Source organism: Lentzea roselyniae (genome assembly GCF_039537795.1).
Lineage (GTDB): Bacteria > Actinomycetota > Actinomycetes > Mycobacteriales > Pseudonocardiaceae > Lentzea > Lentzea atacamensis.
Genome location: NZ_BAABBE010000002.1, coordinates 441,325 through 465,787 on the forward strand (window position 1 = coordinate 441,325; position 24,463 = coordinate 465,787).

General features: G+C 71.2%; 22 protein-coding genes and 2 pseudogenes. 13 read left to right on the forward strand and 11 right to left on the reverse strand.

Annotated features, from left to right (window positions below; genetic code table 11):
* Positions 1-57: 57 nt before the first annotated feature.
* Complete coding sequence (locus ABFX45_RS04960; protein ID WP_346127946.1) at positions 58-510, reverse strand: VOC family protein; 453 nt, start codon at positions 508-510, stop codon at positions 58-60.
* Between the two features lie 112 nt (positions 511-622).
* Here ABFX45_RS04960 and ABFX45_RS04965 point away from each other — a divergent pair.
* Positions 623-1,315: pseudogene (locus ABFX45_RS04965) on the forward strand (helix-turn-helix transcriptional regulator); the annotation flags it as partial.
* 3 nt (positions 1,316-1,318) lie between these two features.
* On the opposite strand, the pseudogene ABFX45_RS04970 reads toward ABFX45_RS04965, so the two are convergent.
* Positions 1,319-1,459 (reverse strand): annotated as a pseudogene (locus ABFX45_RS04970) (alcohol dehydrogenase catalytic domain-containing protein); the annotation flags it as partial.
* A gap of 210 nt (positions 1,460-1,669) precedes the next feature.
* Between ABFX45_RS04970 and ABFX45_RS04975 the strand changes: the two are divergent.
* From ABFX45_RS04975 to ABFX45_RS04990, 4 genes are all read left to right on the forward strand, one after another.
* A complete protein-coding gene (locus tag ABFX45_RS04975) occupies positions 1,670-2,197 on the forward strand; it encodes a hypothetical protein (protein ID WP_109636789.1) in 528 nt (175 codons plus the stop codon).
* A 17-nt stretch (positions 2,198-2,214) separates the two neighbouring features.
* On the forward strand, positions 2,215-2,427 hold the full coding sequence (locus tag ABFX45_RS04980) for a hypothetical protein (protein ID WP_346127948.1): 213 nt from the start codon (positions 2,215-2,217) through the stop codon (positions 2,425-2,427).
* Entirely contained in the window at positions 2,418-3,239 is an 822-nt protein-coding gene (locus tag ABFX45_RS04985) for a hypothetical protein (protein ID WP_346127950.1), read from the forward strand. Before ABFX45_RS04980 ends, ABFX45_RS04985 begins: the two co-directional genes overlap by 10 nt.
* 359 nt (positions 3,240-3,598) lie before the next feature.
* Complete coding sequence (locus tag ABFX45_RS04990) at positions 3,599-4,129, forward strand: hypothetical protein (protein ID WP_112225318.1); 531 nt, start codon at positions 3,599-3,601, stop codon at positions 4,127-4,129.
* A 98-nt stretch (positions 4,130-4,227) separates the two neighbouring features.
* Here the strand turns inward: ABFX45_RS04990 and ABFX45_RS04995 are convergent, their stop codons facing one another.
* From ABFX45_RS04995 to ABFX45_RS05010, 4 genes are all read right to left on the reverse strand, one after another.
* Positions 4,228-5,013 (reverse strand): ANTAR domain-containing protein, encoded by a 786-nt coding sequence (locus tag ABFX45_RS04995; RefSeq protein WP_346127953.1) that lies wholly within the window; start codon positions 5,011-5,013, stop codon positions 4,228-4,230.
* Positions 5,014-5,242: 229 nt separating this feature from the next.
* Positions 5,243-6,124, reverse strand: coding sequence for a PaaX family transcriptional regulator (locus ABFX45_RS05000; RefSeq protein ID WP_346127955.1), 882 nt, complete (start codon positions 6,122-6,124; stop codon positions 5,243-5,245).
* 8 nt (positions 6,125-6,132) lie between these two features.
* The gene (locus tag ABFX45_RS05005; RefSeq protein WP_346127957.1) at positions 6,133-6,984 is read right to left on the reverse strand and encodes a fumarylacetoacetate hydrolase family protein; all 852 of its coding nucleotides are present in this window, start codon (positions 6,982-6,984) and stop codon (positions 6,133-6,135) included.
* Between the two features lie 33 nt (positions 6,985-7,017).
* Positions 7,018-7,431 (reverse strand): RidA family protein, encoded by a 414-nt coding sequence (locus ABFX45_RS05010; RefSeq protein WP_346127958.1) that lies wholly within the window; start codon positions 7,429-7,431, stop codon positions 7,018-7,020.
* 40 nt (positions 7,432-7,471) lie between these two features.
* Here ABFX45_RS05010 and ABFX45_RS05015 point away from each other — a divergent pair, with 40 nt between their 5' ends.
* The 4 genes from ABFX45_RS05015 to ABFX45_RS05030 are packed head-to-tail and all read left to right on the forward strand — an operon-like array spanning position 7,472 to position 12,840.
* A complete protein-coding gene (locus ABFX45_RS05015) occupies positions 7,472-7,954 on the forward strand; it encodes a cupin domain-containing protein (RefSeq protein ID WP_109636796.1) in 483 nt (160 codons plus the stop codon).
* Positions 7,951-8,856, forward strand: coding sequence for an acyl-CoA thioesterase (locus tag ABFX45_RS05020; RefSeq protein ID WP_346127961.1), 906 nt, complete (start codon positions 7,951-7,953; stop codon positions 8,854-8,856). Before ABFX45_RS05015 ends, ABFX45_RS05020 begins: the two co-directional genes overlap by 4 nt.
* 22 nt (positions 8,857-8,878) lie before the next feature.
* The gene (locus ABFX45_RS05025; RefSeq protein ID WP_346127963.1) at positions 8,879-10,468 is read left to right on the forward strand and encodes an AMP-binding protein; all 1,590 of its coding nucleotides are present in this window, start codon (positions 8,879-8,881) and stop codon (positions 10,466-10,468) included.
* The gene (locus ABFX45_RS05030) at positions 10,465-12,840 is read left to right on the forward strand and encodes a bifunctional salicylyl-CoA 5-hydroxylase/oxidoreductase (RefSeq protein WP_346127965.1); all 2,376 of its coding nucleotides are present in this window, start codon (positions 10,465-10,467) and stop codon (positions 12,838-12,840) included. The genes ABFX45_RS05025 and ABFX45_RS05030 overlap by 4 nt, the downstream gene beginning before the upstream one ends.
* A gap of 38 nt (positions 12,841-12,878) precedes the next feature.
* Here ABFX45_RS05030 and bdeA read toward each other — a convergent pair whose 3' ends face one another.
* Complete coding sequence (gene bdeA / locus ABFX45_RS05035) at positions 12,879-13,727, reverse strand: bis(hydroxyethyl) terephthalate hydrolase (RefSeq protein ID WP_407656916.1); 849 nt, start codon at positions 13,725-13,727, stop codon at positions 12,879-12,881.
* 187 nt (positions 13,728-13,914) lie between these two features.
* Here bdeA and ABFX45_RS05040 point away from each other — a divergent pair, with 187 nt between their 5' ends.
* Genes ABFX45_RS05040 through ABFX45_RS05050 form a run of 3 tightly spaced genes read left to right on the forward strand, consistent with a single transcriptional unit; the run spans position 13,915 to position 17,817 of the window.
* Positions 13,915-16,293: a LuxR family transcriptional regulator gene (locus ABFX45_RS05040; protein WP_109636801.1), complete on the forward strand. Its 2,379-nt coding sequence runs from the start codon at positions 13,915-13,917 to the stop codon at positions 16,291-16,293.
* 13 nt (positions 16,294-16,306) lie between these two features.
* Positions 16,307-16,720, forward strand: coding sequence for an acyl-CoA thioesterase (locus ABFX45_RS05045; protein WP_346127967.1), 414 nt, complete (start codon positions 16,307-16,309; stop codon positions 16,718-16,720).
* The gene (locus ABFX45_RS05050) at positions 16,717-17,817 is read left to right on the forward strand and encodes a zinc-binding dehydrogenase (protein ID WP_109636803.1); all 1,101 of its coding nucleotides are present in this window, start codon (positions 16,717-16,719) and stop codon (positions 17,815-17,817) included. Before ABFX45_RS05045 ends, ABFX45_RS05050 begins: the two co-directional genes overlap by 4 nt.
* Positions 17,818-17,996: 179 nt before the next feature.
* On the opposite strand, the gene ABFX45_RS05055 is transcribed toward ABFX45_RS05050, so the two are convergent.
* The 3 genes from ABFX45_RS05055 to ABFX45_RS05065 all read right to left on the reverse strand — a co-directional run bounded on the left by ABFX45_RS05055 (position 17,997) and on the right by ABFX45_RS05065 (position 19,786).
* A complete protein-coding gene (locus ABFX45_RS05055; protein WP_346127970.1) occupies positions 17,997-18,305 on the reverse strand; it encodes a GyrI-like domain-containing protein in 309 nt (102 codons plus the stop codon).
* A 161-nt stretch (positions 18,306-18,466) separates the two neighbouring features.
* On the reverse strand, positions 18,467-19,201 hold the full coding sequence (locus tag ABFX45_RS05060) for a calcium-binding protein (protein ID WP_109636805.1): 735 nt from the start codon (positions 19,199-19,201) through the stop codon (positions 18,467-18,469).
* Between the two features lie 45 nt (positions 19,202-19,246).
* Positions 19,247-19,786, reverse strand: a complete 540-nt coding sequence (locus tag ABFX45_RS05065) for a hypothetical protein (RefSeq protein WP_346127972.1) — start codon at positions 19,784-19,786, stop codon at positions 19,247-19,249.
* Positions 19,787-20,460: 674 nt separating this feature from the next.
* On the opposite strand from ABFX45_RS05065, the gene ABFX45_RS05070 reads away from it, so the two are divergent.
* Complete coding sequence (locus tag ABFX45_RS05070; protein ID WP_346127974.1) at positions 20,461-21,054, forward strand: Rv1733c family protein; 594 nt, start codon at positions 20,461-20,463, stop codon at positions 21,052-21,054.
* A 141-nt stretch (positions 21,055-21,195) separates the two neighbouring features.
* Here the strand turns inward: ABFX45_RS05070 and ABFX45_RS05075 are convergent, their stop codons facing one another.
* Positions 21,196-24,261, reverse strand: coding sequence for a S8 family peptidase (locus ABFX45_RS05075; protein WP_346127976.1), 3,066 nt, complete (start codon positions 24,259-24,261; stop codon positions 21,196-21,198).
* Positions 24,262-24,463: the final 202 nt, after the last annotated feature.

Below are 24,463 nucleotides of genomic sequence, written 5' to 3' on the forward strand. Positions count from 1 at the left end.
GGCGGGTTGTCGCCAGCGCCGTGACCCCTGGACTGTCCAAAGTGGACCTGGGTGTCCTCAGGCAGCGACGTCCAGGATCCAGGTGACGCCGTACCGGTCGGTGAGCATGCCGAAAGCGGGTGACCACGGCGCGGGACCGAAGTCCTCGATGACCGTCGCGCCGTCGGCGAGGCCCTTCCAGTGCGCGGCGACCTCCTCGACGGTCTCGCCGCGCACGGACAGGAAGAAGGGCTCCTCGGTGATCGTGGTGCCGTTCTCCCGGCGCGTGGTGGGCCCGCCCTGCGGCCGTGGCGTGTGCTCGCCCGGCACGTCGTAGGCCATGACCCGGAATCCGTTGTCGGCGACGACCTGGCCGAACACCACGTGCCGGGCGCCGGGCAGCTCCGCGGGCAGGCCGAAGTCGCCGTAGGTGGCGATGGTGGCCTCGCCTCCGAACACCGACTGGTAGAACTCCAGGGCCTCCCTGGCCTGGCCGCGGAAGTTCAGGTGGGCGACAGCGTTGATCGACATCGTGTCCGGTCCTTCGGAAGTGGTTGTCGTCGCCGGAGGTTTCCGGCGGCGAGAACGACGATGTCAGCAGTAGAGGACAGGGAACGTCCGCTACTCGTGCGAGGCTGGGAACATGCCGATCGCCTCCTCCACGGCCACGTCCGGCCGGCTGCTCGCGTTGCTGTCGATGCTGCAGGTCCGCCGCGACTGGCCGGGAGGTCTGCTCGCCGAGCGGCTGGGCGTAAGCGAACGGACGGTGCGCCGTGACGTCGACCGGCTGCGCGAGCTCGGCTACGTCGTCCACGCGGTCAAGGGGCCGGACGGTGGCTATCGGCTCGAGGCGGGCAGCGAGGTGCCGCCCCTGCTGTTCGACGAGGAGCAGGCGATCGCGCTCGCCGTGGCGCTGCGGATCGCCGTGGGCAGCGGGGCGGGCATCGAGGAATCCGCCGCCCGCGCCCTGGTCACCGTGCGCCAGGTGCTGCCGGCCCGCCTGCGCCGGCGCGTCGACGCCCTGGAGATCACCGCGGTCGGATCAACTGGTCCTCAGGTGGACACCGACGTGGTGCTCGCCCTGAGCGGTGCCGTCCGCGCCCGTGAGGAGGTGCGCTTCGACTACCGCTCACCGGGCCGCCCGGACGACACCGGACCGCGGCCGCCCCGCCGCGTGCAGCCGCACCACCTCGTGGTCAGGGCCGGCCGCTGGTACCTCGTCGGATGGAGCCCCGAACACGAGGACTGGCGCACCTACCGCGCCGACCGGATGACCCCGCGGACTCCCAACGGCCCCCGCTTCACACCGAGGGAGGTGCCCGGCGGGGACGTCGCGGCGGATCGCGTACTCGGCCGTGGTGCCCTGCCCCAGTCCGAACACCCGGTCGCCGATCTCGACACCGCTGACGCCCTCACCGACCTCGTCGACGATCCCTGTCGCGTCGCTGCCGACGGTCGCCGGGAACGTGGTCGGGATGAGGCGGCCCCGCCGCGTTCCGCCGTGAGGCACAACCAAGTTCGGACGCGTGCCTCCCCTGCTGCTACTGCTATCGGAGCAGTTCGAGCACCTGTTACGCAGCGTGATCACCGCTGCGACCGGGATCTTGTAACGTCCCGTGCGGCCGGTTGGATCAACCAGCCGTGGCCGGCCTCTGCCGCGCCACGAACGCTCGCGCGGAAGGCGGTTTGAGTGGCGAACGGTCTGATCCGCATGACCGGCGACCACGTGGGGTTCACCGAGTCGGTGTCCCGCATCGCGGAGTCGCTCAAACCGCTGGGTCCCGCCGGCCGGCACGTCGCCGAGTCCTATGCCCTGGACGCCGAGATGCGCAGGGTGAGGCTCGAGGAGAACCTGGCGGCCGACGCCAAGGAGATCACCCTGAAGCTGCTGGACCAGCGCAGGAAGGAGTCCAGCGCCTCACTGCGGCAGATGCGGAAGGAACTCGGGAGGGCCGACGACAGCGCGCGGGCGCTGCGCGAGTGCATGGTCAACATGCAGCGCGAGACCGTCAAGCCGGGGCTGCCGCTGGCGGAGCGCCGCGCCTACATCGAGCTGACCCAGCACTTCACCACGATGCTGGTCCAGCACCACACCGGTCTCACCGGCGGGGTGGCCGAGGTCATCGACAAGGTGCTCAACGGATCCGGCGCGACGGCGCTGGCGCCCCAGCGGCGCAGTCCTGGACGGGCACCGGGCAAGCGCGGAACCCGCCGATGAAGGCGGGGTGCTGAGCTGTGGCGCGCGGGCGTAGCGGCCGCGGTGGTTGTGCCATCCTGCTCTTCCTGCTGTTCTTCGGCCTGCCGCTGCTCATGCTGCTGGTGTCGCCCGCGATCGCGGCGCACGTGGCGGCCGGTGGCTCTCCCGTCCAGGCGCCGTACCTGTCGGAATGGCTGTGGGCCTCGGCGGGCTCGGTGCCGGTGGCGCTGGTGCTGGTCCGGTGGCGCTGAGGCGCGACGGACGGCTGCGTGGCCGGGGCACGCCGGTGATCAAGCGGTGGCTGGGGCTGCTGGCGCGGTCCGGGGTGCTGCTCGGCGCGATGAACGTGGTCGCCTTCCTGAAGCTGAGGTCCGGTGAGCACGTCATCGAGGACGGCATGGGCCCGCTCGCCCTCACGGCGCTGGCCGGTGTGGGCGCGCTCGTCGCGATCAGGCTGTGGGACCGCCGACCCCAGCGGGTCACGGTCCAGGAGGTGCGCTCCGCGGCCGCGGAGGCGGACCGCGCGTTGCGTCGCGTCCGCGCGGAGAACGAGCGGGTGCGCCGGCAGGCAGCACAGGTGCAGGCGCGCCTGACGAAGATCCGCGCGCGGGGCACCGGCCCGGCCGGCCGTCCGAGCGCGGGGTCGAGCGGACCGGGACGGCCGGGACAACGCCCGGACACCGACTTTTACGCCCTGCGCACGTTCCACCGCGAGTCGTACCAGTGCGCTGACACCGCCCACCTGACGTACCAGTCCGCGCAGACGTCGCTGCACACGATGTCGTACCTGGTGCGCCGCGCGCGGTTCGCCCCGCATCGGGTCGTGGCGAGGCGGGCACGCGCCGAGATGTACGCCGCCGCGGACGCCCTGGCTCGTTCGCACGGCGAGCTGCGTGTCCAGGTCGATCAGGGACTGGAGATGGTCCGCACGCTCAACGCCAACACGTCCGAGCTCAAGTGCGAGATCCGCGACAGCTGCGGCGAGCAGGGGCAGGAGTGGTTCGAGGCGCTGGAGGAGCGCATCGAAAAGGCGCGCGAGGAACGCAGCGCCGACCAGAGGTGAGTCACCGCGCGGCGACTGCACGACCACGGCGCCGGTGGCTGCGGCGGGCCGGCCTCGTCGTCACCGAACTGGAGGACAGCGCGGTCCTGGCGGCCGCGGTCGTGGACGACATCGCGTCACGGCGGGTGATCTGTCCACACTGGATCGGGTGGAAGTTCTCGTCGATGCTCAGCGATCACCACGACGGAAACCGGGTGACTCGCCCGTGTCCGCAACGCGACGTCATTGTTGCTGGACTCCAAAGTGGAGCATGAGTTCACCATCACTTGATGCGGTTGATCCTGGCCCCGCGCCGTGCTTTTCGTGATCTCGCGGGTACCGGGGATTGACCGATCGGCTCCAAGTCCCAGGAGGACGACATGAAGGCCAGGACTACCGCGTTCGCCGCCTTGTGTGCGGCGATTCCGTTGGTGCTCGCTCCCACCGCGGCGAACGCGCTCGCCTGCCTCGGCAACTTCAGCGACACCGTCGGCGCACTGACGAAGATCACGCGCGAGGAGTTCATGTCCCGCGTCTGCGCCGCCCAGCTCCAACCGGGAACAGACCGCAGGGACGTCCAGGAGCTCAAGGACGTCGTGCTGCCCAAGGCCGTGCAGGGGCTCGGCGGCCTGGAGCTGGTCTACGCCCGCGGCAAGCCGGTCCTGGACGGCGCCGTCGAGAAGTGCTACTCGCCGGACGACTACTGCAACCCCGATGCCGTCGGGCGGGCGACCCGCTGCCTGAAGAGCGAGCTGCCGGACCTGGCCCTGTCCACCTTGGGTCCGGACGCGCTCGCTGCCAGCTGCGAGGAGATCAAGGCCGCCGCGGCGACGGATCCGCAGGCGCTGCGGGAGAGGGCGCGCGCCGCCGCGGAGTCGTACATCAGCTTCCTGAAGTCCAGGCAGAACTGACCTGATCACGTGCAAGGCGCGCCGGGAGCGGTGGCCGGCGCGCTCACGTGTCTCCGAGGTCGTACCGGACCCGGGGTGACCGCGCGAGCCGGCCCCGGTCAGTCGCCGCGAGTCACGGTGTCGAGCAGGTTCTTCGCGACGTCGCGGAGCTTGACGTTCTCGTGCTGCGAACGCTGCACGAGCATGGCGAACGCCTCGTCCGCCGTGCAGCTGTGGACCGCCATCAGCACGCCCTTCGCCTGGTCGATGGCGGCACGGGACACGAGCGCCTGCTCCAGCTGGGTGATGTGCTCGCGGGAGCGCTGCCACCGGTGAGCGCCGCTGATCGCCGCCGACGCGGCCGTGGTGAACAGCCGCATCAGGCCTTCGTCGAACGGGTCGAAGGCCTCCGCGGTGTGGCTGTAGATGTTGAGCGAGCCGATGAGCTGTGCGGTGGCCTCGTCCGCCGAGGGCAGCAGGACGGGCACCGACAGGTAGGCGCGGATCCCGTGCCCGGCCGCCGCCGCCTCGAACTCCGGCCACTCGTCGACGTGCTCGCCCACGACCGCGCGCACGACCTGCCGGGTTCTCACGGACTCGAGACACGGCCCGCGGTTGGCGCGGTACTGCTCCTCGTCGACGCCGACCAGTCCGGTGTCGGTCGTGGCCGCCGTCTGCGGCTGCTCCGCCGTCACCAGGGAAATGGTCACCGCGTCGGCGTCCGGCACCGCCCTGGCCGCGGTGTCGGCCAGCCGCTGCAGCGCGTTGTCGAGCGGTTCCTCGCCGGTCAGAGCGTCGCGCAGCACCACAAGGGCTTCGGCCGTCTCGTCCAGGCGCTCGAGCGGATCGGGGCGATCCCCGTTGGTGGAGGGCGTGGATGCGGAGTGGGTCGCCTCGTAAGCCATGCCGTGGTACCTCTTCCTCCGTCAAGTGGAGTCCACGACGCCGACTGCTTGACGCGCTCAAGGCATGGTACGGCCACGGGCCGGAACCGGACCGGCGCCGGGTCGCTGCAGTGCTCAACTTCCCGGGCCGGAACCGGCCGGTCCACCCGGAGGCAGGCCTACCGCGCTGACATGCACGTGCACGGCTTCCTCCCATTACCCGTTTGCCACCGATCTCACTCCTGCACGTTCAGGCGTGGCCGTGGATCACGGCCAGGGCGTGCTCGCGCGCCGGTGCGCTCAGCGTGGTGTTGAGCTGCTCGAACAGCGCTTCCGCGGTGACGCCGTTCCAGCCGGGCGGAAGCAGCGACAGGGGCAGCCCCGGGTCGCTGTAGGGCAGGCGCCGCCACTGGGTCAGCATCGGCACGTAGAGCTGAAAAGCCTGCTCCGGGGTCGTGACGCGGTCCGCGACGGCGTCGAGAACGGGGCGGTGGCGGCGCACGAAGTCCGCGTACAGGTCGGCCAGCTCGTCCAGGTCCCACCACGCCCGCACCTTCGACCGCAGGTCCCCGAACGCGAAGTGGTGGCCGGTGAAGATGTCGACGTACTCGGCCAGCCCGCGGCGTTCCAGGGTCCGGCGGGTCTCGGTGGCGAGGTTGCCCGGCGCCACCCACACCCCCGGTGCCGCGGTGCCGAAGCCGAGCTGGGTCAGGCTGGTGCGCAGCGCGTGGCGCTTCTCGCGTTCGGACTCTGGCACGGAGAACACGACGACGAGCCATCCGTCCCCGGCGGTCGCCCGCCTGCGTTCGAAGATCCGGGCGTCGCCCTCCGCGAGCGTTTCGAGGGTCGGTTCGGCCAGCGCGTACCCGGCGGCGCCGTCGCGGCGCTCGCTGCGGACCACGCCACGGCGTTTCAGGCGGGAGATCGAGGACCGCACGGCCTGGCCTTCGACGCCGAGATCGGCCATGAGCTGCACGACGGACGCCACCGAGAGCCAGTTGTGCTCGCCGCGCGCGTACAGGCCGAAGATCGTGATGATGAGCGGGCCGAGCCGGTCGCGCCCGGCGGGGGCGGCCGTGTCCACCTCGGCGCCGCTGTTCAGCGCGACGTTCAGTGCCGTCTCCTCGTCCATGCCCGTGATCAACCGCGGGTGAGTTTAACGGTGTTGCGCAGCTCGCCCAGCCCGCTGACCCGCGTGACCACCACGTCGCCGTCCTGCAGGAAGATCTGCGGCTCACGGGCGCTCCCGATGCCGCTGGGCGTGCCGGTGAGGATGACGTCGCCCGCGCGCAGCGTCATGCCCTGGCTGAGCTCGGCGATGATCCGGGCGAAGGAGAACGCCATCTGCCCGCTGGAGGCGTTCTGCAGCAGGCGGCCGTTGACCTCGCACTGCACCTGCAGGTTCGCGAGGTCGTCCACCTCGTCGGCCGTCGTCAGCCACGGGCCGAGCGGCATGGTGGCGTCGACGCTCTTGCCCTTGAGCCACTGTCCGCCGTGCGCGCGCTGGAGATCGCGCAGGGAGACGTCGTTGGCGACGAGGAAGCCGAACACGTGGTCCATGGCCTTCTCCTCGGGGATCGACCGGCCGTCGCGGCCGATGACCATCGCGATCTCGGCCTCGTAGTCCCACTTCGTGGAGAGGCCCGGGTCGTAGGCGATGTCGTCGGCCGGGCCGATGACGGTGTCCGGGCCCTTGGTGAAGAACGTCGGGCGCTCGGGCAGGGAAGCGGGATCCTGCCCCTCGCGCTTGCCCTTCGACTCCTCGAAGTGGTCCAGGTAGTTCCAGCCGGTGCACAGGATGTCGCGGTTGAAGCGGTGCAGCGGCGACTCCAGGCGGACCTCGGCCAGCGGCAGGACATCGCCGCGGGCACCGGCCGGCCTGCCCCGGACGATGTCGTCGACGGTGGCCGGCAGCAGGGCGATCGACTGCTCCGCCTCGTCCACGACACCGGCACGGCGGACGCCGTCGACGGTCACAGCAGCGAGTTTCACTATCGCGTCCCCATTTCGCTGATCATGAAACCGCTATGGATTGCGCAGGCGGTGGTCGGGGATCACGGCCACGCCGAGGATCTCGATGAGGGCCTCCGGCTGCCACAGGGCGGTGCAGCCGATGCCCGCCATGGCGGGGTAGACGGGGCCGGCGAGCTCGCGCCACACCTTGCCGATCTCTTTGCCGTGGGCCTGGTAGTCCGGGATGTCTGTGAGGTAGATCGTGATGCTGACCAGGTCTTCCGGCTCGCCTCCCGCTTCGCGCAGCGTGGTCAGCACGTTGCCGAACGCCTGGCGGAACTGCTCGACGATGCCGCCGGGGACGATCTTCATGTCCGCGTCGAGGGCGGTCTGCCCGCCCAGGTGGAGCGTGTTGCCCGCGAGCGTGCCGTGTGAGTAGCCGCTCGGGACGGGAAGGCTCGGCGGGTTCACTGCTACTGGCCTCATGCGTATTGACAATATCTGACGGCGGTGAAGAATGCGATATATGGAGCCCGACCTGAGCAAGTACCAGCTCGAAGGCGACAACTCGATGTACCGGCTGCCCAGCGGTCTGGTCGCCCCGGTGGTGACGCGTGGCGGCATGGAGAACCCGGACACCGCGAACTCCGGCGGCGCGATCCGGATCTCCGGCGTGAGCATCCAGCACACCCCGGCGACGAAGCTGTGGTTCGGCAAGGTCACCAACGAACCCGGCTACCGCTCGGTCACCCACCACCACGGTGAGGCGGAGACCGGCGGTTACGTCCTCTCCGGGCGGGCGCGGATCTACTTCGGCGAGAAGTTCGAGGACTACGTCGACATGGAGGAGGGCGACTGGGTCTTCGTGCCGCCGTTCATGCCGCACATCGAGTGCAACCTCTCGCGCAACAAGCCCCTGACGTGGATGACGACGCGGACGCCGGAGAACATCGTCGTCAACCTCGACGACGTCCCGGACGAGGAGCTGCGCGATTGGCTGACCCGATGACCGCCGGGACCCTCGCGACGTCGGCGGTGTTCACGTCGGCCATCACCCTGGACGAGGCCGAGCCGCAGCACTTCGACCTGGCTTTCACCGCCGTCACCCAGCCCTGCCCGTGGCCCAAGGCGTACGGCGGTGACCTGGTCGCCGCCGCGGCTGCCGCCGCCATGCGATCGGTGACCGACGGCAAGACGCTGCACTCGATGCACAGCTACTTCCTGCGCCCGGCCGACATCGGCGCCCGGGTGCGCTACGAGGTGGAGCTGCTGCGCGACGGCCGTGGCTACAGCACCCGTCAGGTGCGCGGCTACCAGAACGGCAAGCCCCTCTACGTCTGCCTGGCGAACTTCGCGGCCGGCGAGGCCGGCGGCAGCTTCCAGGCCGAGTTCGCCGGCGGTGTGCCCGGACCGGAGGAGCTGCCCGGTTCGGCGGACTACCTCGCCGGGCGCAGCGGCGGCTCGATGACCGACGTGTCGAAGGCGTACTGGTCCGGTGGCCGGAGTTTCGACATGCGGCACGTGCCCGGCCCCGTCTATCTCGCGGTCGAGGGCGAGCGCGTCCCGCACCAGGCGGTATGGGTCAGGCCGTTCGACCCGCTGCGCCCGGTCGAGGGACTGACCGACGCGCAACGGGACCTCGCCGCGCTGGCGTACGTCTGCGACTACACGATCCTGGAGCCCGTCCTGCGGGTGCTCGACCTGCCGTGGGCGCAGCCGGGACTGGTCACCGCGAGCCTCGACCACGCCATGTGGTTCCACCGCCAGGGGCCGGTCGGCGACTGGCTGCTCTACACCCAGGAAGCGGTCGCCGCGGACGGGGGACGCGGCCTCGGGTACGGCCGCTTCTTCACCCGCGATCACCGTCATCTCGCCACCGTTGCCCAGGAGGGCATGATCCGCGCCGCTTGACCTGCCGCCGGAAGGACTCAGCATGGACACCTTCGCTCGTGACCACCTCCCGCCCGCGGAGTTGTGGCCGACGATCGAGTTCACGACACCGGAGCTGAACTACCCGGAGCGGCTGAACGCCGCCACCGAGCTCATCGATGTCCCGGTGGCGAAGTTCGGACCCGACCGGCCCGCGCTGCGCACGCCCGCCGGGGAGGTGTGGTCCTACGGCGAGCTGCGGACCCGTGCCAACCAGGTCGCTCACGTGCTCACCGAGGACCTCGGACTCGTGCCGGGACAACGGGTGATGCTGCGGTCGCCCAACAACCCGTGGACGGTGGCCGCGTGGCTCGGCGTGCTCAAGGCCGGCGGTGTCGTCGTGACCACGATGGTGGCGTTGCGAGGCCGTGAACTGACGCCGGTCCTGGAGCGGACACGCCCGTCGATCGCGTTGGTGGACAACAGGTTCACCGAGGACGTGCGCACCATGCTGTCGTCGCTGGAGGTCGTGGAGTACGACGACCTCGCGGCACGTGCGGGAACCAAGCCGGGGGAGTTCACCGCCGTGGACACCGCCGCCGACGACGTGGCGCTGCTGGCGCCGACGTCCGGCAGCACCGGGGCGCCCAAGATCACCGCGCACTTCCACCGCGACGTCCTGTCGATCGACAACACGTTCGGCCGGCACGTGTTGCGGTTGAACGAGAACGACCTCGTCGCCTGCACGGCGCCGTTCGCCTTCACCTTCGGCCTGGGCATGCTCGTGGTCTTCCCGTTGCGAGCTGGCGCCTGCGCGCTGCTGACCGAGGCCGCCACTCCGGCGCAGATCGCGGATCTGGTGGCAGAGCACGGGGTCACGGTGCTCGCGACGGCACCGACGGCGTACAAGGCGATTCTGCGGGACGGCGCGGAGCAGAAGCTCGCGGGCCTGCGCGGCGCGGTGTCGGCCGGTGAGCACATCCCGCGGGAGACCTGGGAACGGCTGCGCGAGCGGCTCGGGCTCCGGGTGATCGACGGCATCGGCGCCACCGAGCTGCTGCACATCTTCATCTCGGCCGCCGGCGACGACATCCGGCCCGGCGCCACCGGGAAGCCGGTGCCCGGTTACCGCGCGACCGTGCTCGGCCCCGAGGGCGAGGAGCTCGGCCCCGGTGAGCCGGGGCGGCTGGGGGTCATCGGCCCGGTCGGCTGCCGCTACCTCGACGACGCGCGGCAGAGGGACTACGTGGTGAACGGCTGGAACGTCACCGGTGACGTGTTCCACCGCGACGAGGACGGCTACTTCCACTACCACGCCCGCAGCGACCACATGATCGTGTCCTCCGGGTACAACATCGGCGGGCCGGAGGTCGAGGAGGCCATCGACACCCATCCCGACGTGGTGGAGTCCGCCGTCGTGGCCAAGCCCGACGACGAACGCGGCTCGGTCGTGTGCGCCTTCGTGGTGTTGCGGGAGGGCGTGCCGGCCGACGCCGAGAAGGCCAGGGAGATCCAGGACCACGTGAAGCGGACCATCGCCCCCTACAAGTACCCGCGCGACGTGCGGTTCCGCGACTCGCTGCCGCGCAACGCGAGCGGCAAGCTGCAGCGCTTCGCACTCCGCAAGATCGTCGAGGACGAGGTGCTCACGTGAAGATCGCTGTCGTCGGCGGTGGCCCCGGTGGCCTGTACTTCGCCGCGCTGATGAAGCAGCTCGACCCGCGCCACGAGATCACCGTCTGGGAACGCAACGCCCCGGACGACACGTTCGGCTTCGGCGTGGTGTTCTCCGACGAGACCCTGGGCGGGATCGAGAACGCCGACCCCGAGTTCGCCGACGCCATGGCGCGCAGGTTCGCCAGGTGGACGGACATCGACATCCACTACCGGGGCGAGAGCCACACCGTGGGTGGTCAGGGCTTCGCGGCGATGGGGCGCAAGGAGCTGCTCGGCCTGCTGCAGCGGCGATGCCGTGATCTCGGTGTGGTGGTGCACTTCTCGACACCCGCCCCCGCCGCGGACCGGCTGCGCGAGTCGCACGATCTGGTGGTCGGGGCGGACGGCGTCAACTCGCTGGTGCGACAGTCCTTTCCGGACAGCTTCCGCACCACCCTGGACCGCCGCCACAACAGGTACATGTGGCTCGGCACCGATCGGGTCTTCGAGGCGTTCCAGTTCTTCATCAGGGACACCGAGTGGGGCACGATGCAGGTCCACGGCTATCCGTACTCCGGCACCGGTTCCACGTTCATCGTCGAGATGCACGAGGACGTCTGGCGCCGCGCCGGATTCGACACCGCCGAGGAGTTTCCTCCCGGCGTCTCCGACATGTCCGCTGTCGAGCGGATCCGCGAGCTGTTCGCCGAGGAACTGGCGGGCCACCAGGTGTTCGCGAACAACTCGAAGTGGCTGAGCTTCACCACCGTGCGCAACGAGCGCTGGCACGACGGCAACCTCGTCCTCGTCGGCGACGCCGCGCACACCGCGCACTTCTCGATCGGCTCCGGCACCAAGCTCGCGATGGAGGACTCGCTCGCTCTCGCCGCGTGCCTGCACGAGCACCCGGACGTCGAGACGGCGCTGACGGCGTACGAGACCGAGCGGCGTCCCGTCGTGGAGTCCACGCAACGAGCCGCGCAGGCGTCGCTGGAATGGTTCGAGAACATCGGCATGTACGTGGGGCAGGAGCCGACCCGGTTCTGCTTCAACCTGCTGACGCGGTCCCGCCGGATCACCTACGACAACCTCCGCACCCGCGACTCGGACTTCGCCGACCGCGTCGATGCCGCTTTCGCCGCCTCGCAGGGGCTGGAGAGCACCGCGCCGGCGATGTTCCAGCCGTTCCGCCTGGGACAGCTGGAGCTGAAGAACCGGGTGATCGTCTCGCCGATGGACATGTACTCGGCCGTCGACGGCGTTCCGGGCGACTTCCACCTCGTCCACCTCGGGTCCAAGGCGATGGGCGGGGCGGGGCTGGTGATGACGGAGATGGTCTGCGTCTCGCCGGAGGGCCGCATCACGCCCGGCTGCACCGGCCTGTGGAACGACGAGCAGCGCGACTCCTGGGCGCGGATCGTGTCGTTCGTCCACGAGCGCAGCACCGCCCGGATCGGTCTGCAGCTGGGGCATTCCGGCCGCAAGGGCTCGACGCGCCTGATGTGGGAGGGCATGGACGACCCGCTGCCGGAGGGCAACTGGGAGACCGTCGGTCCGTCGCCACTGCCGTACGGGCCGGGATCGCCTGTGCCGCGCGAGATCGGCCGCGACGAGATGGACCGGATCACCGCCGAGTTCGCCGCCGCCGCCCGGCGTGGTGCCGAAGCGGGTTTCGACCTGGTCGAACTGCACTGTGCGCACGGCTACCTGCTGTCGTCGTTCCTCTCGCCGATCGCGAACCAGCGCGCCGACTCCTACGGCGGCTCGTTGGAGAACCGGCTGCGGTACCCCTTGGAGGTGTTCGACGCGGTTCGCGCGGCGTGGCCGGCCGAACGGCCGATGATCGTGCGCGTCTCCGCGACCGACTGGATCAGCGGCGGCAACACCGAGCACGACGCGGTAGAGATCGCCCGTGCCTTCATCTCGCACGGGGCGGACGGGATCGACGTGTCGTCGGGGCAGGTCGCCAGGGAGGAGCGGCCGGCGTACGGCCGCTCGTACCAGACCCCGTTCGCCGACCGGATCCGGCACGAGGTCGCCGCCGCCACCGGCACGGCGGTCATCGCGGTCGGTGCCATCGCGTCCTACGACGACGTGAACTCCATCCTGCTGGCGGGCCGCGCCGACCTGTGCGCGATCGGCCGCACGCACCTGTACGACCCGCACTGGACCCTGCACGCGGCGGCCGAACAGGACTACCGCGGCGCCGGGGCGCAGTGGCCCGTCCAGTTCCAGGCCGGCAGCCGCAAGCCGCCGACGTCGCGCACCGACGCCGTCCGGCCGCGGCTGTCGCTGTTGCGGGCGGACGCTCCCGACCGGAACGTCCACCTGCGCTGGACCCCGCACCGGGAACCGGCGGCGCTCTCCTGAGAACGGGTCGCGGCGCCGTGCCGCGACCCGTGCTCGGATCAGGAGTGCGGGCAGGTGTCGCGGTACTCCTCGATCAGGGTGCCGGGACGTGGGGCGGGGCAGAGGAACTGCTCGTAGCGGGTGTCGTTGTCGATGAACCGCTTGAGCCACGAGATGCTGTACTTGGCGATCGTCGTGTTGGACGTGTTCGGTGCCAGGTGCGAGGCGTTGTTGAGCTCCAGGTACGCCTTGTCCAAAGTGGACGGCAGTGACGTGTAGAACGGCTCGGAGTGCTGTGCGACCGGCGCGATGGAGTCGTTCTCGGCGCCGATCACCATGGTCGGCACCCGCACCGTCGACCAGTTCTTCGTGGTGTGCCAGCCGGTCAGCGGGATCGCCGCCTGCAGTGCCGGGCGCTGGGCGGCGGCGCGCAGGCTGCCGCCACCGCCCATCGAGTGACCCATGACGCCGAGCCGGGTGGCGTCGACCCGCGACCGCACGTCGCTGCGCTGGGTCAGGTAGTCCAGCGCCGCGAGCAGTTGCGTCGCGCGGCTGTCGGGCTGGTCGAAGACCGTGGTCGTGTCGATGGTGAACACCACGAAGCCCTGGGACGCGATGCGCGGGCCGAGCCACGCGATGGTGGCCTGCGTGCCGGTGAAACCGGGCGAGATGGCCACCGCGCCGAACGTGCCGGACGCGGTGCTGGTCGGGTAGTAGATCGTGCCGCCGCCGAAGCCGCCGACGAGCGACGACACCGAGGTCTGCGAGATGGCGAACGGGCCGCGTGCCGCCTCGATGCTCGCGGTGGTGGGGGCGGGGCCGCGCTCGTACGGGTTGTCGGCGGCGTGCGCGGTGCCGCCGACCAGCAGCAGTGAGAGCGCGATCGGGATCAGTGAACGGAGTTGCACGGCGTTGTACTCCTCATTCGGCAGGGAACTGAGAGGACGTTCTCGACCCTGCAACCCCTGTCGTGCGGTCCGCATCGGTGCAACCACCGGTCTTGACCGAGAAACTTCGGGCACAAAACTAACAGCGGTAGGTGAATTTCGCCGTGACCCCTTCCGCGGGCCGTCCGGGGGCCGTAAGACTGGCCCGATGCTGCGTGGTCGTGACCGGCAGCGCGTCGCCGTCGACGCGTTGATCAGCCGTGCGCGCGTCGGGTGCGGCGGGGTGCTGGTGCTGCGCGGTGAGGCCGGTTCGGGCAAGACCGCGCTGCTGAACGCCGTACGGGACAGCTACGACGCGTTGCTGTGCCTGGACGTCCTCGCTCTCGACGACGACCTCCTGCGGCTCGCTCGCGACGTCACCGGCACACGGGCCGCGCTGCTCATCGCCAGCGAGGGCGAGCCGCGCGGGCTGCCGAGCGTGACCCTCGACCCGCTGGACCGCTCGACGAGCCTGCGCGTGCTGCACGACCTGGTGCCGGGTGTGCCCGCCACCCTCGCCGTGGACCTCGCCGACCTGGCCTGCGGGAACCCGCTGGCGCTGGTCGAGCTGGCGGAGTCCCTCACGCCCGCCCAGCTCGGGGGCACCGCGCCGCCGCCAGAGGTGCTGCCGGCGAACAGCTCGCTGCGGATCCGGTGGCGTGCCCGGTTCGACGCGCTGTCGCGTCGCGCACGGCACGTCGTCGCGCTGGCCGCGGTGGACGAGGAGCTCGACGCCGAGGCTCTGGCCGCGCTGGACCTCGATGCCGTGGTGGAAGCGGGTTCGTTGCTCGATCCGCGCAGGCTCGTCCGGTCGGTGCTGCGCGCGGAAGTGCCGCTGGAGCTGCGCCGCGAGGCACACGCAGAGCTGGCGGCGATCCTGCCACCGGGACCTCGCCGCACCTGGCACGAGGCGGTCACGAGCCAGGACACCGCGCTCGCGGAGGTGCTCACCGCGCACGCCGAACGCGCTCGCCGGTGCGGTGACTTCGCCACCGCGGCCCGCGACCACGACCGCGCGGCCCAGCTCACCGCCGATCCCGAGGTGAAGGCGCGGCGCCTGCTGAACGCCGCCTCGGACCACTGGTCGCACGGTGCGCCGCACCGGTCGCGGGCCGTCCTGCGCACCGCCGTCCGGCTGACCGACAACCCGGAGCTGACGGCGCTCACGGACCTGCTGGCCGGCGGCATCGAACTGGGTGAGGGACTGCCGGACGTGGCCGCCGACCGCCTGGTCCGGGCCGCGAAGAGCCTGGCGGGCACCCGGCGCTCGCTCGCGGTGGCCGCGCTGGGGTTCGCCGGCGAGGCCGCGAACATCGCGGGTGACCAGCGCCGGCACGCCGAGGCGGCGGAGTTCGCGAGGGAGATCCTCCGCGACGACGAGTCGCCCGCCACCCGTCTCACGCTCGACCACCTGATCGGGATGTCCGCGACGTTCGCCGGACGGCACGACGAGGCCCTGCCCGTGCTGCGCGAGGTGGTCGAGCTCGCCGGCCAGGTCCCGGGACCGCAGGCGCGGATCTGGGCGAGCCAGGCCGCGTACGTGCTGGGCGACGCCGCCCGTGCGCACGAGATGGCGACCAGCGCGGTCACGTCGGCGCGGGAGTGCGGACTGATCGCGCTGGTGCCGTGGGCGCTGGTGTACCGGGCGCTGTCGGCGTTGCTGCTGGACCAGCACGACGCGGCGCTCACGGCGGCCACCGAGGGCGTGCACGCGGCGACCGCGATCGGCCAGCACAACGCGGTGGTCGACCACCTGACGATCCTCGCGCTGCTCGCGGCGTTGCGCGGGGACGCGGACAGCGCGCTGGAACGCATCGGCACCGCCACCGAGCACATCACCCAGCGCGGGCTGATCCGGCCCGGCACACTGCGCGCGTGGGCTTTCGCGTGCGTCGACCTGACACGGGACCGGCCGGCCGACGCACTGGGCCGGTTGCGGCTGCACTCCGGTCACGTCGGCATCAAGGTGATGGCCGCACCGCACGTCGTGGAGGCCGCCGTCGCGTGCGGCGAACCGTCCACAGGGGACAGAGCGCTCCGCAGGTACGAGAAGTGGGCCGGTGCCACCGGCAGCGCGGCCCGGCTGGCGCTCTCGCACCGCTGCCACGCGCTGCTGGCTCACGGCACGGCCGACGAGCACTTCGAGGAAGCGATCCGGCTGCACCGCGCAAGCGGCACCGCGATGGAGCTCGCGAAGACCGAGCTGCTGTACGGCAACCGGCTGCGGCGCGGGCGCAAACCCAAGGTGGCGCGCGAACACCTGCGCGACGCCATGCGCATCTTCCAGTCCTACCAGGCAGACCACTGGGTGACCCGTGCTCGCGCCGAGCTGCGCGCGGCGGGGGAGCCGACCGGCGCGCCGCTGCCCCGGTCCGAGCTGACGCCGCAGCAGGCGCAGATCGCCCGCCTGGTCGCGGAAGGCGCGACGAACCGCGAGATCGCCGCGCAGCTGTTCCTGAGCCACCGCACGGTCGAGCACCACCTGCGCAACATCTTCGCGCGGCTCGGCGTGCGGTCGAGGGTCGAGCTCACCAGGAGACTCGGTTGAGACTGGAGGTCGTGTGCGCGACGGTTACCGGCACTGGCAGAGGATTCCGACCCGGTGGGCGGACAACGACGTGTACGGGCACGTGAACAACGTCGTCCACTACGCGTTCATGGACACCGTGATCAACACGTGGCTGATCGGCGCGGGCCTGGACATCCACGACGGCACCGTGATCGGCCTGTGCGTGGAGTCCCACTGCAACTACCGCGCCTCGGTCTCGTTCCCAGACGCGCTGGACGGCGGGCTGCGGATCGGGCACCTCGGCCGGTCGAGCGTGCGCTACGAGGTCGGGTTCTACTTCGAGGGACGTGACGACGTCGTGGCGGAAGGCCACTTCGTGCACGTGTTCGTCGACCGGACGACCCGCAAGCCGGTGGAGATCCCCGCGCAGCTGCGCACGGCGATGGAAGGCCTGGTGGTCGCGTGAAGACGCGGGGCGCGGTGCTGACCGCTGTCGGCGGGCCGCTGGAGATCACCGACCTCGAGCTCGACCCGCCCGGTCCCGGCGAACTGCTGGTGCGCGTGCACGCCACCGGCCTGTGCCACTCCGACCTGTCCGTGATCGACGGCTCGCGGATCCGGCCGCTGCCCATGGTGCTCGGGCACGAGGCGGCGGGCGAGGTCGTCGAGGCGGGCCCGAACGCGGAGTTCGCGCCGGGCGACCACGTCGTGCTGTCGTTCGTCCCGGCGTGCGGCGCCTGCCGCCGGTGCGCGTCCGGCCGCCAGGCGTTGTGCGAACCGGGCGCCGTCGCGAACCGCGACGGCACGCTGCTGGGCGGGCACCGCCGGTGGACGCTCCCGGACGGCACCCGGCCACACCACCATCTCGGCGTCTCCGGTTTCGCCGAGCACACCGTGATCTCCGGCCGTTCCGCCACGCTCGTGCCGCCGGACCTGCCGCTCGACATCGCCGCGCTGTTCGGGTGCGCCGTGCTGACCGGTGCGGGCGCGGCGTTCTACAGCGCGCAGGTCGTGCCGGGGGACCGGGTCGCGGTGTTCGGCCTGGGCGGCGTCGGGCTGGCCGCCGTGCTCGCGGCGGCGACGGCGGGCGCGACGCAGATCGTGGCGGTGGACGTCGTCGACCACAAGCGCACTCTGGCCCTCACCCTCGGCGCGACGCACGAGGCCGCCGGCGGCTCCGAGGTGGTGAGCCACGTGCGGGACCTGACCGGCGGCGGCGCGGACAAGGTCATCGACACCACGGGCGTCGCGGCGGTGCTCGAACAGGCGTACGCCGCCACGGCCGTCGGCGGCACCACCGTCACGGTCGGACTGCCGCACCCGGACCGCACGATCACGTTGCCCGCGCTGAACCTCGTCGCGGAGGAACGCACGCTCAAGGGCAGCTACCTGGGTTCCTGCGTGCCGCGCCGGGACGTGCCGCGCTTCGTCGACCTGTACCGGGCGGGCCGGTTGCCGGTCGACGGGCTGCTGTCCGGGCGGCTGGGGCTCAGCGAGATCAACGAGGGGTTCGCGAGGCTCGCGTCCGGGGAGGCCGTGCGTCAGGTCGTCGTCATGGCGTGAGCGTCGGCGCGCCGCCGGTCAGTTGCGGCGCAACGGCACGACCACCTCGGTGAGGTAGTCGTCGGGAACCGTGGTGTGTCTGGTCCCGTGAGGTACAGCACTCGCGCCGGCGCCGCCTGTTCGCGGCCGTGTTCGCGTGGATGCGCGAACCCGGCCTCGTACGCGGCGCCGATTTCGTCCTACCGGCCGTGGTGGAACGTCAGCGCGACCGGCCCTTCCGGCAGAACGACGACGTCGATGTCGCCGCTCTTCTCGGGTCTGCCGGAGATCGGCAGACAGAGGTCGAGGTCGAGCTCCCGGCCGGGCGCCGGGTCCGGGAAGCTGAGCTGCGGTGGTCCGGCGGGTGTCACCGCGGCGCGCGCGGCGAACTCGTAGAGGTCCTGCAGTCCTCGGCCGACGGCACTGGCGATGCCGGCCGCCGTCGTGTGCACCCGCTGATGGCAGGTGCCGGTGGAGGCCAGCTCGGTGAGTGTCACGTCGTATGTCATGTGCCTGAGGATCCGCAGCTTCCGGAGTGTGGGGCAGAGTCCGACGACATGTGCGGCCAGGCCGCTCGACGGAGTGAGGAGAGCGTTCATCAACCTCGGGCCGGTGAACGCTCCGCTCATCACGGGTCAGGCCGGGTGCCGGTTCGACGGCGGTCCCCCGGTCAGAAGATGATCTCGCAGCCGGACAGCGACTCGAACCGCGAGTCGCAGCGGTCGGCCGGTCCCGCGCCGCCGTCGCCGACGTCCAGGCCGGACGGATCGGTCAGCGTGTCGTTCCCCGCGCCACCGTTGACGATGTCGTTGCCGGCACCGCCGTCGAGGTCGTCAACGCCCGCGCCACCGTTGATGCGGTCGTTGCCGTTTCCGCCTTCAATGCGGTCGGCGCCGTTCTGGCCGTTGAGGGTGTCAGCGCCCTCACCGCCGTTCACGGAGTCCGCGCCCGCTCCCGCGTTGACCGTGTCGTCGCCGGCGCCGCCCTCGATGGTGTCGGCGGCCGCGCCGCCGTTGAGGATGTCGCTGCCGGCCGCGCCGTCCAGGCGGTCCGGGCCGTCGCCGCCCAGGAGGGTGTCGTTGCCCGCCTCGCCGTTGAGGGTGTCGGCGCCGGCTTCACCGGAGGCCCAGTCGTTGCCCGCACCGCCGAAGAACTCGTCCGCGCCGGCCCCGAGACAGACGGTGTCGTTGCCAGCGAGGCCGAACACCACGTCGTCTCCGCCGAGCGTCACGATGACGTCCGGCCCGTTGGTGCCGAACACGACGTCCGGTCCGTTGGTGCCGACGTGCGTGGCGGTCAGGCCGTTGCACGTCTGCGGCTGCGCTGCCGCCGTGCCCGTGGGCCAGAGCACCAGGCCCGCGGTCACCAGGAGCACTGGTACCACTGATCTTCGATAGTCGCTCATGTCAGCAGTTTCTTGCTGCGGCACGAGAAGACATAAGGGGCCAAATCAACGATGGCGGCGCAACCACGTGCTCACCAGGCTGGTGGCGAGCAGCACGGCACCCGCCACCAGGAGCAGGACGCCTCCGCCGACGGCACCATCGGTCAGGTCCCACACCACCTCCGGCACGACGATGGTCGTGGCCACCACGCCCGCCACGAGCAACACCGTCGAATGCACACCGAGATAGGCCGCGAAGCAGGCCACGGCGAGCCCGGCGGTGAGCGCGTAGGTCACCCATGCGTTGCTGCCCAACGGTTGCTGGGCGCCGAACAACGCGGTCGCGGCACTGACCGCCAGCGCGAGCGGCACCGGTCGCAGAACGTCCACAAGGGACAACAGAGCGCCGATCAGCCCGAGCGCGAACAACGCCACACCGACCACGAGCGGGACGTCCGCGGCGTACTCGGTGGTCCACGCGATGACCGTGGCGATCGCCGCCGCGGCGAGGGTGAGGCAGGCCAGCGCCGTGGGCACCAGCAGGTACGCGGCGACCGCGACGACGAAACCCGTTGTGGCACCCACGACGAACTCGCGAGACGACACCGCGGTTCCCGCAGTGACGCCGCCGTCACGACGGCGAGCGAGAACAACGTGCTGACGACGCGCCGGCGGACACCGGTGACAGCGCGCACCGAACGGCCGCCCACCGCCACGGCCGCGACCAACAGCAGAACAGTGGCCGCCCCGAGCACCCCGACCCTGGTGAGGCGGGACATGTCTTCCCAGGACAGCCCGAGCAGCAGCGCGGCCCCGCCGAGGACGAGCCCGCCGCCGACGTACGCGGCCAGCTCGGTGACCCGATCGGCGACCCGCGGCGGCGCACCGGTCTCCTCGAGTGCGTCGCGTACGGCGCTTTCCTGGTCGGCCGACAGCACTCCCCGCGTGGTGAGGTCGTGCAGCGCCTGGCTCTGCCTCGCGGTGATCGCCATGGTCATCATCCTCCCGAGGCCAGATCTCCCGCACGGCCGGAACCGCCGGTCACCCTCCGGCGACCACGACGGTCATCGGGTGCAGCCTCACCATTCTGCCAGCAGGAACCGTTGTGGCACGTCGCTTTCCAGCTCCCGCACCGCGAGCCGGCGCGTGCGCCTCCGAAGTCCGAAAAGGACGATCATGGGCGGGGTGAACGGCAGGCCATCAGGCACCTGCCGGGGCGTGACCAAGGGCCCTTGAAGTGGGATCCTGGTCAGGAGAAACCTTGCTCGCGGAGGTGGACGATGGGCTCGAAGCTGCTCTCGCGAGTCGTACGGCAGGCGTTCCCCGGCCGCAACAAGCTCGCGACCGCCGGCGATCGCCTCGAAGGCGCGGCGCTGGTCGCCGCCGTGATCGTCGCGCTGCTCGCCGTGCCGGTCGCGGGTGCGGCCGGCTCCGAACTCCACGCGAGCCGGCAGACGCGGGTGGAGACCGAGCAGACGACGCGCCAGCGCGCCGAGGCCGTGCTCGCCGAGAACGCCCCGCCCGCCATGCGGGTGGATGACCGCGGCACGGTGCTGGAGACCACGCCCGTGCGCGCGACGTGGCTCGCACCGGACGGGAAGGAGCGGCAAGGCGAGGTGCAGGCGCACCACGGCGCGATGGCGGGTGCCACCGTGCCGATCTGGATCGACCGGAACGGTGACCTGACCGAGCCGCCGTTGTCCGCCGCGGGGGCCGCGATCACCGCGATCGTGGTCGCCCTGCTGGTGTGGGGCTCGGCGACGGCCGCGGCGGCGCTGCTGTACCTCCTGACCCGGTTCACGCACACGCGGTTGCGGCTGCGGCGGTGGGAGCTGGAGTGGCGGCAGGTCTCAGCCGACTGGACCTCCCGCTGAAGCCTCGTGCCGCCGTTCGAGCGTGGTCTGTACGTCGTGGAGAACCGCCGGCGAGATGAAGTCGGCGCCGCCGTGCACCAGGCGGTGCCCGGCGGCGTCGATCACGAGTGCCCCGGCGAGGATGTCGCACAATCCGAAGGGCTAGCCCGCCTGCCTCAGCTCGTAAGCGCGCACGATGGTCTGTTGCACGGAGTTGTCACCGGCGTCGGTCGCGGTGGCGCGCAACGACACCGTGCGTGCGTTCGGCGGATGGTGCAGCACCGCGTCCCACCCGGTCGCGGTGGGGATGGGGTGCACGGGATGCCACGTGGTTCCTTCGTCGTAGGAAGCGAACACGGAGATGCCCATCACGAGCGACGGCGGTGCGCCCGTGACCCGTTGCACGGTCACCGGCACGCGGAACTCCTGCCCGGCCGGTGCCGTGTTGTGCTCGTCGACCGGCGGCGCGAACCGGACCACCTGCAGCGGCAACGGGATCTGCGTGGTGTCGTCGACGCGGCCGGAGTGGAACGTCCACTCGGCGCTGATGCGCGGTGACAGCGGGGTGCCCGCCGAGGACTGCTGCGCGTCGGCGACCAGGCGGTAGCGTCCCGGTTCCGCCGGGACCTGGGCCCATGCGCTGACGTTGCCGAACGGGATCGAGCCCGGCCCGATCAGGTCGTGGCCGCGGAACAGCGACACGGTGCCGGTCATGCCGGGCAGGTAGCCCGAGTGGTCCGGTGACTGGTCGCCGTACAGCGGGATCTGGAAGAGCACGGTGTTGCCGAAGCGGTGGGCCGTGCTGTCGACGGGGGCGAGGCTCGGTCCGAACACCGCGGCGTTCCACCGTTCGACGCGCGGGCCCGCTGCCGGATACGTGGTGTGGGCGACCTGCTGTGACAGGAACGTCTCGTTGTTGTCCGTGTAGGTGCTGAAGTAGGTGTACCAGGTCCACGGCCCGGGGGAGCGGTACTCCGTGCGCACACCGGGAAGTGGTGTGACGAGCGAGTTCCACGGGACGACGAACCACCCGTCCGAGATCGGTGAGACGGTCTTGACGGCGTGCTGCGGCACGGCTCCTTGTGTGGCGCCGCGGGCTTCGACGACCGCGAGCTGGTCGTCGTGCGCCTGCCACACCGGTGCGGGGATGTCGCCGGTCGACGGGAAGATCAGGTGGTAGGTCCACGGGCTCGACGCGGTGTCCTTTTCGGACACCAGCACCGTGCCAAACGTGCTGCGGCAACCGGCTTCGGCCTCGTCGGTGGCCGGTGCCACGCGCAGATCCGCGAGCCGTGCCGCCGAGGCGCTGAACATCGCCTTGCCCGCCGGCGTGTCGCAGGCGACGGTGAGCATGGCGCCGAGGTCGGTGCTCGGCCGGTCCACGGCGACCCTGGACGGGATCGCGTTGCGCGCGTCGAGGACGAACGTGCTGTCCTGACTGACCCAAACCGGCCGCACGATCGCCGACACCTGCCAGGTGTCCGGCCTGGGGCCGGGTTCGAAGACGTTCGTGGCGAGCAGGTGGCGACCGGCCGGCACCCGCGCGGACAGGCGGCCGTCACCGCGTTCGACGGTGCGGCAGCGTTCACCCGTGTCCAGGCTGACGCAGATCGGGTAGCCGGTGACCGGCTTGCCCGCGGTGTCGAGCGTGACCAGGTCGATGTCGTGATGTGGCACGGCTTCCTTGGTCAACGCGATCGGGACGCGGACGGCGTCGCTCCCGTCGGCGGACGATCCGGCCAGCCATCCGCCGTAGTCGCCCGGTGGCGCGTGGGCGCCGGCCCGCGAGTGCACGGTGACCTGGACGGTGCCCGCGGCCGGTACGTCGACGCGGTTCACGTCGGTGCCGAACATTCCGCTCGGAGCGGAGTTTCCGGCGCTGTCACGCACGTCCAGGGTGAGGCCGAGGCTGACCGGTGACCGCCCGGTGTTGTGCACGGTCACGACCTGGCTCAGTGCCTTGTCGTAGACCCGGCCGAAACTCACGCCGCCGGGGCTCGCGTGGACGTTCTGACGGACGAGCCTGGCCACGTCGACCCGCCCGGCGCCCTGCGCGTACACGGTCTCGCCCGCCACCGTCCTCGCCGTGCTCATGAGCGCCGCCTTGAGCTCCGGCGCCTGCCAGCCGGGACGGCTCCCGGCCAGCACCGCGGCCGCCGCGGCGACGTGCGGCGCCGCCATGGACGTGCCCGACGTCGTGGTGTAGCGGTCGTCCACGGGCACGCCCATCTCGGTGTCCTTCGCCCGTGCCGCGGTGATGTCGACGCCTGGCGCGGTGATCTCGGGCTTGAGCAGGCTGTCGATCGCGCGCGGGCCCCGTGCGGAGAACCCGGCGACGGCGTCCTGCTTGGTCACCGCGCCGACCGTGAGCGCTTCCCGTGCGGCGGCGGGCGAACCCAGCACGGCGGGGTTGTTCCCGGCGGAGACGACGAACAACGCGCCGGTCTGCTGGGTGAGCCGGTCGACGGCGACCGACATGACGTCGTCACCGGCACTGGGCACACCGGTGCCCAGACTGAGGTTGACGATCCTGGCGCCGTTCGCGGTCGCCCACTCCATGCCCGCGACGACCCACGACAGGAAGCCGGACCCCCAGTCGTCGAGAACTTTGCCGGACAGCAGGGACGTGTCGGACGCACCACCGCGATAACGGTCGGCAGTGCCGCGGATGATCGAGGACACGTGGGTGCCGTGGCCGTACCGATCGGCGGTGCCGCTGGTGCTGCCGGTGAAGTCGCGGGCGGCCACCACGGCACCCTCGAGGTCGGGGTGGCCGTCGTCCACGCCGGTGTCGAGCACCGCGACCTTGACGCCCTTGCCGGTGTACCCGGCCGACCAGGCCGCGGGCATGCCGATCTGCGGCATGCTCTCGTGCAGCGAAGCCCGGACCTTGCGGTCGAGCCACACCTTGCTGACGCCGCGAGCGGTCAGCTTGGGCCACGCCGCGGCCGCGTCGGCTTTCCGCACGCGCAGGGCGGAACCGGGCAGGCTCGCGAGCGTCCGCGTGTCACCGGCCGCCGCGAGGGACGTGACTTCCTCGCCGTGCTGCACAACAACTCGCAGGTGCTCGTCGTCCTGCGCGAACAGCTGCGCCACGTCGAACAGTTGCTCGTCCACCTTTCCAGCCGCCACGAGCTCGGCGGCGTCGGCGGGGACGACGTAGTGGTGACCTGGAATCTCGTACTGGACGAACTGGACCTGCTCCCGTCCGCGCGCCGCTCGCGGCACGTAAGTACGCGTGCCACCTGGAATTCGGTGCTCCACCACCTGATCCCCGGTGATCAGGGTGATCGTTCTGCCCGGCCCGGGCGTCGGCGGATCGGCTGAGGAGGGTGGCGCAACGGCGAGTGACACGCACAGTCCGCACGTGACCGCCCAAGCTCGGAGTCGCATGTCAATTGGTCTACGCCAATTTGGCGCGGAGCACAGG